Below are 12,406 nucleotides of genomic sequence, written 5' to 3'. Positions count from 1 at the left end.
CAGGTTCACTTGAGCGGCATCATCGCAAGTGCGGATGACTTTTTTGTGACGCCAGTAGTGGCGGCAACTGCCACGCAATCACTGTTGCAGGCCTTGCAGGATGAGGGCGGCAGCACGTCCGCCTGATCAATCATCCAGACGCAAAAAAGCCGCACGACTTTCAAGTCGTGCGGCTTTTGCTGGGGGGCATCAGTCGTCTTGTTTGTTCTTCAGGACTTCGCCGGTGGCGGCGTTCAAATCCACGTCCCATTCAACATTGCTGGCGTCACGCAGTTCGACTTCGTACTCGTAGATAGTGGAGTGTTTGTCCAGGTCGCTGTCGGTGATGGTGGCGCCCGGGTGCAGCTTCAACACGATCTGGTTCAACTCTTCCAGCGGCTTGATCTTGCCTTCCTTGACCAATTGAGGGATCTGGTCGACAGGCACATCTTTTGCCTGGGCCAAACCCGCGGTGAGCATCAGGGTCGCAGCGGTGAACAAAGCAGTCAGGGTCTTCATGGGCTTCTTTCCTTGGGTGATCTGTTTAAGTGAGATCAGGTTAGCTTGTGTAACTTAAGCCACCCTTAAAACCCTCTACATGTCCTGCATCAATTCCTGTGGGACTGTGCCCGAACATACAAACACAAATACATAACCTGTGGGAGCGGGCTTGCTCGCGAATGCGGAGTGTCAGTCAACGTGGATGTTGAAGCTGATGGCCCTTTCGCGAGCAAGCCCGCTCCCACAGGGTTTTGCGCGACTCTGGATCAGTAGCCGTTGTTCTGTAGCAACTGCGCGACGCTCGCCGCCGCTGGGCGTTTATAGAACTTCAACAACTCACTGGCGCGGTTGGTGAAGATCCCGTCGACGCCGGCGTCCATGACTTTCTGGTAGTCCACTGCATCGTCGATGGTGTAGACGTGCACCAGCAGGCCCTGATCGTGGGTGTTCTGGTTCATCCAGGGGTGCACCAGATCCGAGTAGCTCTGGTCGCCACCCTGGGTCAGTGCGGCGGACGGGCCGGTACCGATGGCGCCCTGGGCCTTGGCGTAGTCGACCCAGCGCTGGAATTCGGCGTTGTCCTTCGGTTGTTGTTTGGCGTAGTAAGCGGCTTTATCTTTTTCGCCGGACTCGGCAAAGGTCACCTTGGACTTGGGCTCGATACTGCCTTCACCGACCCACAGCAGCAGGATCTTCGGCACCTTCGGCATTTCCTTTTGCAGCAGTTCGAGACTGCTCTTCTCGAAGGTCTGCAGGACCACCTTGCCGTTGCCCTGGCCTACCGCCAGCGCGCTGTTGGCCGGTTTCGATTCGCTCGGGTTCAGCCAGCCACGGGCCTGGAGTTTTTCCTTGAGGTCGTGTTCGATGCCGGGAAACTGCTTGGGCTCCTTGGTCTCGATGTACAGCCCGGGCTTGTGCTGGGCGCTGCCCTCGGCGATGTCGATGATTTCATCCAGGGTCAGAATCTTCAGGCCGGCGAAAGCAGGACGCGCGCGATCCGGGTAGGCGGCATTGAACCAGCTGCCCGCATCCAGGGTTTTCAACTCGGCCATGGTGAATGCATTGGCCGGGCTGTCCTTGCGCTCGGGGAATTTGCTGGCGACGTCGGTCGTGCGTTGCAGGTTGTTGTCGTGCAGGGCGAACAGCACGCCGTCCTTGCTGCGCTGCAGATCCAGTTCCAGGTAGTCGGCGCCCAGGTCGCGGGCCGTCTTGTAGGCCGCGGCGGTGGATTCCGGCGCATCGAAAGACGCGCCACGGTGGGCGATCACCGCCGGGTACGGAATGCCCAGGCGAGTCGCCAGTTCCGTGGGGCCGGGTTCGCTGGCGGCCTGTGCCTGGCCGAGGCCTAGCAACAGGCTCAACAACAGGGCGCTTTTAGTAAAGGTGGCGGGCATGGTCGAGGTCCTTTCGCAATGAGTGAGCGGTCCCTTTTAACAACTCATCTTTGCAGACGCTATCGCGAGACCGACATAAATCTGCCTGAAGCTGATTTTCGTCAGCGTTTTTGTGCGCCCGTTTGCAGTACGCTGGCGCCCTGCAATTTCCCCGGCAGAGGGAAACGCAGGCCCTGCGTGTAAACCAACGATCACCATTGCGGGGTTTACCATGCGCATCACTTCCCAGCTCATCTGCCAGGCGGCCGACCAACTCAAAGGCTTCGTCGGCCTCAACCGCAAGACCGGCCACTACCTCGTGCGCTTCAGCGAAGACTCGTTCGGCATGGACGTGGCGGACGACGGCATTATCCCGACCAGCGAATTCGTCTGGGGCGCGGGGCCCGGGCAGGCCATGACACTCAAGCGCGAATTGATCCAGTTGTTGCTGGACCAGAACATCGATGAGCGGATCAACATCACCGAGCCGTTGCGGGTGTACATGAACCGGGGGGAAGTGCCGGAGATATCGGCGGTTCGCAGTCTCGTTCAGGGTTGAGTTTTTTGTGGTGACTGTTCTGGCCTCTTCGCGGGCAAGCCCGCTCCCACAGGTTGCCATTAATCCCTGTGGGAGCGGGCTTGCCCGCGAAGACGGCCTAAAGAACACCACATCATTTACAGACTGAACCCGTAGGCCCGCTCAACCCGACACACCCGCGTATGACACCGCGCATACCAGGTCGAACGCCCACGCTCGCGAATCGCCGTATGCTCAGGATGATGCTTCCACGCCAGAATCGCCGCCTCACTGACCCAATACGACACGGTGATTCCCAGCCCATCCTCACCCCGAGCCGATTCCACGCCGAGAAACCCCGGCTGTTCACGGGCGAGCTCCAGCATCCTTGCAGCCGCTTCGGCGTAACCCTGATCACCCTCGGTGCGCAGCGAGGTGAAGATCACCGCGTAATAAGGTGCCGCTGGCGTATCGGCGATCATGACGAGCGCCCCGCACAGGCTTCGACAAAGGCGCCAACCAGCGGCGGCAAGACGCCCCCGAGCGCCGCCCGCTCGGGTTGAAACAAGGTCGCGACAAAGAACGGATGGCCGCTGAGTTCGACCGCGCGCAGTCCCTGTTGCGAATCGTGGCCGACGGCATGCAACTCGCGCTTGAGCAGCTCCCCTTCGAACTGCGGATTCACCCCATAGCGACAGCGATAGCCTTCATGAATCTCAGCGCTTTCGTACGCCTGCGCGATCAACGAGCCTTCAGCCAGATGAATGGAATCGACGGCCTCGACCAGCGCACACGACAGTGGCGTCAGCAGCGCCCGTGCTGCATCGGGCGCCGTCTCGCCGTGTTCGGCATCCGACCAGCCCAGCACATTGCGTGCATATTCCAGCGCCGCGTGCTGAAAGCCGCCGCAGGTGCCGAGGAAAGGTCGCCGTTGTTCGCGGGCAAAACGGATCGCCAGCAATGCACCGTCCATGTTGCGATACGGACTGGCCGGCACACACCAGAAGCCATCGAACGGGTGCAGCGGTGCCTCGGCGTGGATTTCATCGGTGGCCAGCCATTGCCATTGCACGTTCAGGTCGCTGTGTTCAGCGGCCATTTCAAGGGCTACGGGAATGGCCTGGTGGGCGGTGACTTGCGGGTCGTAGTCGCCGATCAGGGCGATGCGAATCGGAGGATTTTCCATGAGGGGCCTCTGCACTTGTTGATTCCTGAGGCCCACTATAGATTGGCGTTCACGCACTCAATATTGGCGTTTTCCCAAGTGATCAATGCAGCGACGCACTATCGACTGGACTACCCGGACCTGGCCCTGATCCTCGCATTGGTGCGCTGCGGCTCTCTGGCCCGCGCCGCGCAACTGTTGAAGGTGGACGTCTCGACGGTGTTTCGAGCAGTGCGCCGGCTGGAGGCTGCGCTGGGTCAGCAATTGTTCGAAAAAAGCCGCGCCGGTTACCTGCCCACCACCCTGGCGCAGTCACTGGCCGAGCAGGCCGAGCGCGCTGAACAGGCGCTGGAGGCGGCGCGCATCGGTGTGGAGCAGGGGGGTGAAGTGATCAGCGGCATCGTGCGCCTGACCTGTACCGATTCGGTCCTGCAAGGTTTGCTGTTGCCGGCGCTGGCGCAGTTCATGCCGAACTATCCGGCGCTGACGCTCGAACTCAGCACGTCCAATGATTTTGCCAACCTCAGCCGCCGGGATGCCGATATCGCCCTGCGCCTGACCCGCACGCCACCGGAGCATCTAGTGGGACGGCGACTGGGGGATATTGCCTACCGCGTGTGCGCCAGCGAGCGATACCTGCAATCGGTCAACACCACAGACCTGGCCTCATTGACCTGGATCGCCCCGGATGACTTCCTGCCGGATCACCCGACCGTTACCTGGCGTCGCCAGGCCTTGCCGGGCGTAACGCCGGGCTACCGTTGCAACAGCATGTTGTCGGTGACCGAGCTGGTCAGGGCGGGGCTGGGTGTCGCGGCGTTGCCGGACTTCTTGATCGGCGAGGGATTACGCCCGTTGGGCGAGCCCTTGCACGGATATGACACCGCGCTGTGGCTGCTGACCCGTCCCGACTGCCGAGCCTTGCGCTCGGTGGTCACCTTGTTCGATGAGCTGGGGCGGGCGCTGAAACTGCCGTGAAACCGTTCAGGCCTGTGGCTCATCCTTGCGCATGAAGTGTTGATGCATTTCCGAAGTCAGGTTTTCGATGCGCTCGGTAAGGGCCTTGGTCATCTCCGTGAGGCGGGTGTTCTGCTCAAGCAGCTCCAGCAGTTGCGCGGTGTTTTTCGCGGCTTCTGCCTGCCGCTCACTGTTGGCGGTCGCCAGCGCTTCGCGGTGCTGCGCATCAGCATCGGATTGGGCTTTGTCCCGCGCGGCCTGACGCGTCTGAGCCAACAGAATCAAAGGCGCGGCATAGGCCGATTGAAGGCTGAACGCCAGGTTGAGCAGGATGAACGGGTATGCATCGAAGTGGGCGATACCGAACAGGTTGAGGCACACCCAGACCACCACGATCAGCGTTTGGGCGCCGAGAAAAGTCGGGGTGCCGAAGAACCGCGCAAAGGCTTCCGCGCGCAGGGCAAACTTGTCATTGCCAAAGGTCGGCGCCAGATGGGCGTGATGGCGATGGAAACGCAGGTGATCGACGGGGGCGGCGGTTTCGTGGCTGGTGGTCATGATGCTCTCTGTCTGGCGCTGGGACTGAAGCTCACTATAGCCTCAGCGCCAGTTTCATTCTGAAACACATGTGCCATTCCAATCAGAGCCATCCATCCTTCGACATCGCCGTTGACCTTGTCATTTATTGCAACTGATAGCAGGCCAGAAACATGTCCAGCGCGGACTCGGCCACCTGGTGCTGTTCTTCGGGCGACAAGCCAGGCTTGCCCATGGAAATTTGCGGCCAGAAGGCAAACGACTTGAGCAGCCCCTGCACCTGCTGTGCGGCAAAATCAGGGGCAATGGCTTTCAATCGACCGTCGGCCTGTGCGGCCCGAATCCAGACCGTCAGCCCTTCTTCGCGTTCGCCCATGCGCGCCACCATATCCTGCGCCCGCTCCGGGGAATGAATCGTCGCCGCTATCGCCACCCGGGCCAGATCGAGAAAGTTGTCATCGCCCAACATTTGCAGCTTGGCCATCAGCAATACGCGCAATTGGTCGCGCAACGGCAGGTCGGGACGGTAGGCCGTTTCCTGTTCTGCCATCACCCGGATCCATAACTGATTGAGGATCTCGGCGAACAACTCTTCCTTGCTGGGAAAGTGGTTGTACACCGTGCGCTTCGACACACCGGCAGTGGCCGCAATCCTGTCCATGCTGGTGATCTCGAAACCGTTGTCACGGAACTCGTTGATCGCGGCTTGAATGATCGCTTGGCGTTTTCGATCGGTGAGGCGCTGTGGAGCTGTCATAAGTACGCTTCGGCAGGAAGAAATGGGAAATTACACTCAGCAGTTTACTTGTCGCCGACTTTGATGCAACCTAGAAACTACACTGTGCAGTGTAATGTTTTGTTAATCCTGCCCGGTAAAAATAGAAAGTCCGGCTGATGCGTGCGTGCCTTGGCCATTTATCGTCCCAAAACGGAGAATCGCGTCAAACGCGGTTTTTCTGGAGTCATTCAGTCATGGCCAATTCAACCTCCCCGGTGGACAACGCCTCCACACCTGAAGCGTCCCGACAGGCTCAAGGCCAGTATCAGAACTTCACACCGGTTCAACGTTTAAGCTTTGGCAAAACCATGGGCATCCTGTGGAACGCGCTGTTTCACAAACCGCAAAACACCCGCCCGAGCGCCCCCGTCCCGGTGCAAGCCCTGACGCAAGCTGCGCTGATCGCCGCGCCCAATCACAGCGTCTATCGCCTGGGCCATTCCACAGTGCTGCTCAAGTTGCGCGACAAATTCTGGATCACCGACCCGGTCTTCGCCGAGCGCGCCTCGCCCGTGCAATGGGCCGGCCCCAAGCGGTTCCACCAACCACCGATCAGCCTGGAGGCATTGCCGCCGATCGAGGCGGTGATCCTGTCCCATGACCACTACGACCACCTGGATCATCAGGCCGTGCTGAAGCTCGCGGACAAGACCAAACACTTCCTGGCCCCGCTGGGCGTAGGCGACACCCTGATCAAGTGGGGCATCGACCCCAGCAAAGTCCGCCAACTGGACTGGTGGCAAGGCACGGAAGTCGAGGGCATCCAGTTCATCGCCACACCATCGCAACACTTCTCCGGCCGTGGCCTGTTCGACAGCAACAGCACCCTCTGGGCCTCGTGGGTGATGATCGACGGTGACACGCGCATTTTCTTCAGCGGCGACAGCGGCTACTTCGACGGCTTCAAACGCATCGGCGAACAGTACGGCCCATTCGACCTGACCCTGATGGAAACCGGTGCCTACAACGTCGACTGGCCGCACGTGCACATGCAACCCGAACAAACCCTGCAAGCCCACCTCGACCTCAAGGGCCGCTGGCTACTGCCGATCCACAACGGCACCTTCGACCTGTCGATGCACGCCTGGTACGAACCCTTCGATCGCATCCTGGCCCTGGCCTGGGAACGCAACGTATCGATCACCACACCGCAGATGGGAGAGGCGTTCAATTTGATGCATCCGCAGCGTGGTGGTGCGTGGTGGCTGGCGGTGGAAGGGGAGAGTGAGCGGGTGGTGGTGCAGAACGCGTAGAGTGATTGGTTGAGTTGTAGGCCTCAGCTAAAAAACACTTCAATTCGGCCCTCTTTGCGTGAGCGCGGGGCCGACTTGACCACGATTTGCACATCCCGTCCGAGAAGTAACAGGCATTCCATCATCTTGGCCTCACTGATCCCACGAAATTTTCCGCGCAACATTTCAGATAGCTTGGGCTGTGACAGGCCTAAAATTTCGGACGCCTGAACCTGGGTCAAATGGCGGGCTTTGATGATTTCGCCAATTTTTGCGGCCAACTGGGATTTGACTCGCATTTCATTGGCGTTGGGTGTCCCGAGGTCTTCGTAGACATTGCCGCTGCTTTCTTCGATTTCAATCATTTCAATTCTTTTCGCATAAACGGGCCCTCCTGTAGGAGCGAGCTTGCTCGCGATGGACTCAAGGACACCGCGTTTATCCAGGATTTGCGCGTTATCGTTAACGTCCATCGCGAGCAAGCTCGCTCCTACAAAAAACGATGCGTGCACCGCCTTTTGATTTATGCGAAATATACCAATATAGGAATAATCGTCAATCGATGAATTGGCTCACTCCACCATCGCAAAATCCGCCCGCCCAACCGGATTCGGCGTCGACCCTTTCACATTCATTCCTCGACCCGGCGCAAACCCGGGGAAGAACACCAACCCTTCCGATTCGAACCGATAGGCCAGCGCCAGGCGCGTGACATCCAGCACCTCCTGGCGTGCCTCGAAGCGTTGAATGGCCTCCACCGAGACTCGGGACTCGCGCGACAGCTCTTCCACACTCCAGCCCAGCATCGCTCGGGCCTGGGCGCAGTGGGTCGGGGTGAATTGGAAGAGGGCGATACGTTCCAGGGTGATTTTCATCGCTTGAGAGGCCATGGTGTTCTCCGGGCTCGAGAGTGTTGGTCAAAATATACTGTGTTTTTGTACAGTTGTTTTGAGCCGAGATCAAATGCAATTTTTGATGTGTCTTTTTGGCCGGACGAACGGTGGCTGTCCCGGTGCGAGGGGAAACACCGTCGAAGTCGCCAGGGAATCACATCTCGATTTGAGGGTTGGTAAAGGTGGTTTTTTTCGCAAGAATAGGGGGGAGTCCCGCAGCGCTGACCAACCTTTACCAGAGAACCAGGGATGCTGATTTTCAACTGCACCGAAGCGGCCAGCAAATTTTTCAGTCGTGTACATAAGGGCAAAACAATCACACCGGTGGAGAAACCTCCATCGCCCATCATTGAAGACGATGAGTCGAATGAGTCAGCCGAACAGTGGCTGGTTCATGCCATCACGGTTCAACGCAAACACGTGCTGTTCGCCATTCATATTCCAACCCGTTACTGCATGATTTTCGCCGATGCCAAAAAGGCCGACGCCGAGGGGTTTGTTCAACGTTTTGCTGATCGCTGGATTAGCGGGCTGATACGCCATGCAGGGCAGTTCGACATCCTTCAGTGGGTCGATGCCGAGCCGATGATGGAGCGCTTTCAAGAAAGCTGTGGTCAGTTCGTCCTGTACCGGCGCAGCCATCGCAGTGCGCAAAAACACATCGATGAAATCGCCTGGATTTTTCAGGATGTCGCGGCTGAACGGGGCTCTTTACCGCCGGATGAGTTTTCGGCAGAGCGATTCGACGGCGATATGAATGACTGCCCAAGAAACAGCAAAGGCCATAAAGACTATTACTACCCGGATGAGGAAATGTTGGCTCACTGGCTACGCCAGTACTGCAGCCTCGGAGAATCCACTATCCAGACCGCGCTCGATCGACGTATGGAAGTGAAACGGGAAATATGGGCGATACAACGGCAGTTGGACGCAGACTAAAACAACCCACTGGTTCGAATCATTTGTCCGCCAACCCCGGCGCCTCCCGCACAATAAAGTGATCCAGATTCTCGATGTTGGCGCTGAACACCCCGAACGTCTGCTCGGGGTTCTTCTTGCTCGGGACCTGCTTCAGCTCAGGCGTCACGCCATAAAAGAAGCAATACAATTCCCGCCCGCTCTCGATGGCGTGCTTGATCTCCTCGAGGAACGCCTTGCGCTTGCGGTAGCTGTCGATGAGCTTTTTGCTCAGGTAGACATTGACCGAGTAAGGCCTCTTTTCGAACCAGACCTTCTTCTCGAAATCGATGCGAAAACTCTGGGTGTAGTCCTTGATCTCCTTGACCTTGCCCCAGTAAATCAGCCCCTTGTTGTCCTGCAGGTATTCGATCTTCTTGAAAAACGAGCCATAAGGCGCGGTGTGCTCGCCAATCTTCAGCGGCACGCGCTTGAGCAAGTCCTTGTCGTCGAAGTTCGATACGAAACACTCCACCGGATGGGCGAAGACGCTGGTCTTGTCCGGGGCCGATTCCCGGCCCGGTTGCTCGGCGTTACGGGGCACCGAAGGCGTTGGCGGCTTATCCCGCACCCCGTCCGCCGCGACCTTCGGACTGGACGGCTTACGCACATACTCACGCCGAGTCAGTAACAATTCCGACGGGAAATTTTCCTCGCGGCTGTCATCCGTTTCCGCCTCCTCCACACCCGACGCCAGCGTCTTCAGGCTGACATAAGGGCAGCCCTCGACATGCCGCGTACTCGGCAGGTTCTTGAAGTGCGGCGTGCGCACGTAATTCACATTCTTGGCGTTGAACGTGCCCAACTCGTTGGCCGCATCGAACGCCAGACGACAGGCATCGTTGGGGCACTGGAAGTGTTCCCGGGCGGAGTCGAAATCCATCGTCTCGTCGAAATTCAGATCCCGAACGTCGTAGATCGACAACTTGTCGTTGAGGCTGAGGCAGTAGGCGAGGTCGAATTTCATGTCGGCTTCCAAATCCTTTAGGTGAACAGCTTCCAGTGATGGCGCATTCGAAGCAATAGCTACACTGAGATCACCTCGATATCGCCGAGTCTGCACGGCCCATCAACGAGTGAATGTTCCATTGTGGGAGCGAGCTTGCTCGCGATGGTCGTTAACGATGCCGCGTGTTTACTGACTAAACGCGGCGCTCTTGAGTCCATCGCGAGCAAGCTCGCTCCTACAAAATTTTTAATGAATAGCATTACATCAACGAGGGCGATTCATGAGCCATTCAGATGCTTCGCCGCCCGTTTCGGAACCGGGCCGCATAGCCCACCGGGATGAACAGACCGGTTGGCGCCGCTGGCTACCAGGATTGGGCGTGCTGCGCGAATACCAATGGGCGTGGTTGCGTTACGACATCGTGGCCGGTCTGGTGCTGACCACGATGCTGGTGCCCGTCGGTATCGCCTACGCGGTGGCATCGGGCGTGCCCGGCATTTATGGCCTCTACGCGACCATCGTTCCTCTGCTGTTCTATGCCCTGTTCGGCCCCAGCCGGATTCTGGTGATGGGGCCGGACTCCTCCCTGGTGGCCGTCATCCTGGCCGTCATCATTCCACTCTCCGGCGGCGACCCGCAGCGTGCCGTCGCCCTGGCGGGGATGATGGCGATCGTCTCGGGAGCGGTGTGCATCCTGGCCGGCATGGCGCGCCTGGGTTTCATCACCGAGCTGCTGTCCAAACCGATCCGCTACGGCTACATGAACGGCATCGCACTGACCGTATTGATCAGCCAGTTGCCCAAGCTGTTCGGTTTTTCCATAGAGTCCGACGGCCCATTGAGAAACATAGGGGCCATCGCCTCGGCGCTGATGGAAGGAAAGGTCAACTGGACCACCTTCACCGTAGGCGGGCTCACCCTGGCGGTGATCCTGCTACTCAAAAGATGGCCGCGATTGCCGGGCATCCTGATCGCCGTGGTCGGCGCGACGGTCGCCGTGGGAGTCCTCGACCTGGCGACACGCGCCGGTGTGTCGGTCCTCGGTTCGCTCCCCCAAGGCCTGCCCGGATTCGCCATCCCCTGGATCACCACCGCCGACATCGTCCCGGTGGTGATCGGCGGGTGCGCCGTCGCACTGGTCTCATTCGCCGACACCAGCGTGCTCTCCCGTGTCTATGCGGCGCGGACCCGAACCTACGTCAACCCGAACCAGGAAATGATGGGCCTCGGCATCGCCAACCTGGCGGCCGGATTTTTCCAGGGCTTCCCGATCAGCAGCAGCTCGTCACGCACACCCGTGGCCGAAGCCGCTGGCGCCAAAACCCAAATCACCGGCGTCGTCGGCGCACTCGCGGTTGCCTTGCTGCTGGTGGTGGCACCGGACCTGCTGCAACATCTACCCTCCAGCGCCCTGGCGGCGGTCGTGATCGCCTCGGCCATCGGCCTGATCGAAATCACCGACCTGCGCCGGATCTATCGCATCCAGCGCTGGGAATGCTGGCTATCGATCGTCTGCACCGTCGGCGTGGCCGTGTTCGGCGCGATCGAAGGCATCGGCCTGGCCATCGTGATCGCGATCATCGAGTTCCTCTGGGACGCCTGGCGCCCGTACTCCGCCGTATTGGGCCGCGCCGACGGGGTCAAGGGCTACCACGACATCAAACGCTACCCCGACGCACACCTGATCCCCGGCCTGGTCCTGTTTCGCTGGGATGCGCCCTTGTTCTTCGCCAACGCCGAACTGTTCAGCGACCGCGTGCTGGACGCCGTGGCGGCATCACCCACACCCGTGCGCTGGCTGGTGGTCGCCGCAGAGCCAGTCACCAGCGTCGACGTGACTTCCGCGGACATGCTGGCTGAGCTGGACGATACCCTGCACGCGGCGGGTATCGAGTTGTGCATTGCCGAGATGAAGGACCCGGTGAAGGACAAGCTGAAGCGGTTTGGGTTGTTTGCGAGGTTGGGGGAGACGGCGTTTTTTCCTACGATTGGGACGGCGGTGGATAGTTATGTGGCGAATTATCGAGTGGATTATGTGGAAGGGGATGAAGGAGGGGAGGTGGGGCGTTGAGTGGGGGCTGGCAGTTCTCACACCGATTTGGCAGACAGACACCTTACTGTGGCGAGGGAGCTTGCTCCCGCTGGGCTGCGACGCGGCCCCAAACTCAGCAAACGCGGTCAATCAGACAGAACACGTAATTCGCTGAGCGACTGCTCCGCAGCCGAGCGGGAGCAAGCTACCTCGCCACAGAATCCAGCTTGCCTGACTATTCGGGAATCACCGTCCAACCCTTTCATAAAGCAACGCTGTGAACTTCTCCCGATTACTTGAATGTTGGCAACGTCGATGACAGTTCGGGCGCAGCGCTACAGCATTGCTCGGACGGTCTGAGCTTTCCTGTGTCAGATGCTTAACGTGGTGAACCTTAAGAAACGGCTTGCTCGACTTTTCAAACGGATTAGACACATTCCGTCGACCGTTAAAAGCTCCTTCTTCACCTGATCTGCTTGCTTGAACCAGGCCTTCTATTCGGAGTCGATACGAAAGCTCGGCGCGTGCCGCTTGAT

15 protein-coding genes are annotated in these 12,406 nt (G+C 59.1%); 5 read left to right on the top strand and 10 right to left on the bottom strand.

Translation table 11 applies throughout. The features are described 5' to 3' along the window. Window positions 1-189: 189 nt before the first annotated feature. Both KW838_RS05785 and KW838_RS05780 read right to left on the bottom strand, forming a co-directional pair. Window positions 190-498 carry a PepSY domain-containing protein gene (locus tag KW838_RS05785; protein ID WP_102700541.1) on the bottom strand — a complete coding sequence of 103 codons (309 nt, stop codon included), beginning with the start codon at window positions 496-498 and terminating at the stop codon, window positions 190-192. Window positions 499-746: 248 nt separating this feature from the next. Further along, window positions 747-1,874: a glycerophosphodiester phosphodiesterase gene (locus KW838_RS05780; RefSeq protein WP_218500661.1), complete on the bottom strand. Its 1,128-nt coding sequence runs from the start codon at window positions 1,872-1,874 to the stop codon at window positions 747-749. A gap of 211 nt (window positions 1,875-2,085) precedes the next feature. Between KW838_RS05780 and KW838_RS05775 the strand changes: the two genes are divergently transcribed. After that, window positions 2,086-2,412: a DUF2025 family protein gene (locus KW838_RS05775; protein ID WP_218500660.1), complete on the top strand. Its 327-nt coding sequence runs from the start codon at window positions 2,086-2,088 to the stop codon at window positions 2,410-2,412. Between the two features lie 116 nt (window positions 2,413-2,528). Here the strand turns inward: KW838_RS05775 and KW838_RS05770 are convergent, their stop codons facing one another. Both KW838_RS05770 and KW838_RS05765 read right to left on the bottom strand, forming a co-directional pair. Beyond that, entirely contained in the window at window positions 2,529-2,852 is a 324-nt protein-coding gene (locus tag KW838_RS05770; RefSeq protein ID WP_218500659.1) for an antibiotic biosynthesis monooxygenase, read from the bottom strand. Beyond that, the gene (locus KW838_RS05765; protein WP_218500658.1) at window positions 2,849-3,556 is read right to left on the bottom strand and encodes a CTP synthase; all 708 of its coding nucleotides are present in this window, start codon (window positions 3,554-3,556) and stop codon (window positions 2,849-2,851) included. The genes KW838_RS05770 and KW838_RS05765 overlap by 4 nt, the downstream gene beginning before the upstream one ends. Before the next feature lie 15 nt (window positions 3,557-3,571). Here KW838_RS05765 and KW838_RS05760 point away from each other — a divergent pair, with 15 nt between their 5' ends. After that, a complete protein-coding gene (locus KW838_RS05760; protein ID WP_218500657.1) occupies window positions 3,572-4,513 on the top strand; it encodes a LysR family transcriptional regulator in 942 nt (313 codons plus the stop codon). A gap of 6 nt (window positions 4,514-4,519) precedes the next feature. Here KW838_RS05760 and KW838_RS05755 read toward each other — a convergent pair whose 3' ends face one another. Both KW838_RS05755 and KW838_RS05750 read right to left on the bottom strand, forming a co-directional pair. Next, on the bottom strand, window positions 4,520-5,050 hold the full coding sequence (locus tag KW838_RS05755; protein ID WP_218500656.1) for a DUF1003 domain-containing protein: 531 nt from the start codon (window positions 5,048-5,050) through the stop codon (window positions 4,520-4,522). 124 nt (window positions 5,051-5,174) lie between these two features. Next, on the bottom strand, window positions 5,175-5,786 hold the full coding sequence (locus KW838_RS05750; protein ID WP_218500655.1) for a TetR/AcrR family transcriptional regulator: 612 nt from the start codon (window positions 5,784-5,786) through the stop codon (window positions 5,175-5,177). 215 nt (window positions 5,787-6,001) lie between these two features. Here KW838_RS05750 and KW838_RS05745 point away from each other — a divergent pair, with 215 nt between their 5' ends. Then, a complete protein-coding gene (locus tag KW838_RS05745) occupies window positions 6,002-7,060 on the top strand; it encodes an MBL fold metallo-hydrolase (RefSeq protein ID WP_218500654.1) in 1,059 nt (352 codons plus the stop codon). Window positions 7,061-7,083: 23 nt separating this feature from the next. Here the strand turns inward: KW838_RS05745 and KW838_RS05740 are convergent, their stop codons facing one another. After that, window positions 7,084-7,404, bottom strand: a complete 321-nt coding sequence (locus KW838_RS05740) for a helix-turn-helix domain-containing protein (protein ID WP_116583297.1) — start codon at window positions 7,402-7,404, stop codon at window positions 7,084-7,086. Window positions 7,405-7,611: 207 nt separating this feature from the next. Then, window positions 7,612-7,929: a hypothetical protein gene (locus tag KW838_RS05730; RefSeq protein ID WP_104449141.1), complete on the bottom strand. Its 318-nt coding sequence runs from the start codon at window positions 7,927-7,929 to the stop codon at window positions 7,612-7,614. A gap of 252 nt (window positions 7,930-8,181) precedes the next feature. Between KW838_RS05730 and KW838_RS05725 the strand changes: the two genes are divergently transcribed. Continuing rightward, a complete protein-coding gene (locus tag KW838_RS05725; protein WP_218500653.1) occupies window positions 8,182-8,871 on the top strand; it encodes a hypothetical protein in 690 nt (229 codons plus the stop codon). Between the two features lie 19 nt (window positions 8,872-8,890). Here KW838_RS05725 and KW838_RS05720 read toward each other — a convergent pair whose 3' ends face one another. Further along, window positions 8,891-9,856 (bottom strand): hypothetical protein, encoded by a 966-nt coding sequence (locus KW838_RS05720; RefSeq protein ID WP_218500652.1) that lies wholly within the window; start codon window positions 9,854-9,856, stop codon window positions 8,891-8,893. A 262-nt stretch (window positions 9,857-10,118) separates the two neighbouring features. On the opposite strand from KW838_RS05720, the gene KW838_RS05715 reads away from it, so the two are divergent. Beyond that, the gene (locus tag KW838_RS05715) at window positions 10,119-11,909 is read left to right on the top strand and encodes a SulP family inorganic anion transporter (protein ID WP_218500651.1); all 1,791 of its coding nucleotides are present in this window, start codon (window positions 10,119-10,121) and stop codon (window positions 11,907-11,909) included. Window positions 11,910-12,116: 207 nt separating this feature from the next. Here the strand turns inward: KW838_RS05715 and KW838_RS05710 are convergent, their stop codons facing one another. Continuing rightward, window positions 12,117-12,305 (bottom strand): HNH endonuclease, encoded by a 189-nt coding sequence (locus KW838_RS05710; RefSeq protein WP_371317819.1) that lies wholly within the window; start codon window positions 12,303-12,305, stop codon window positions 12,117-12,119. Window positions 12,306-12,406 lie beyond the last annotated feature (101 nt).

The sequence above is a fragment of the Pseudomonas sp. PDM27 genome, from assembly GCF_019219205.1.
Classification (GTDB): Bacteria; Pseudomonadota; Gammaproteobacteria; order Pseudomonadales; family Pseudomonadaceae; genus Aquipseudomonas; species Aquipseudomonas laurylsulfatiphila.
Note: the sequence above shows the minus strand (reverse complement) of the source record. Positions and strands in the feature narration are given on the sequence as shown.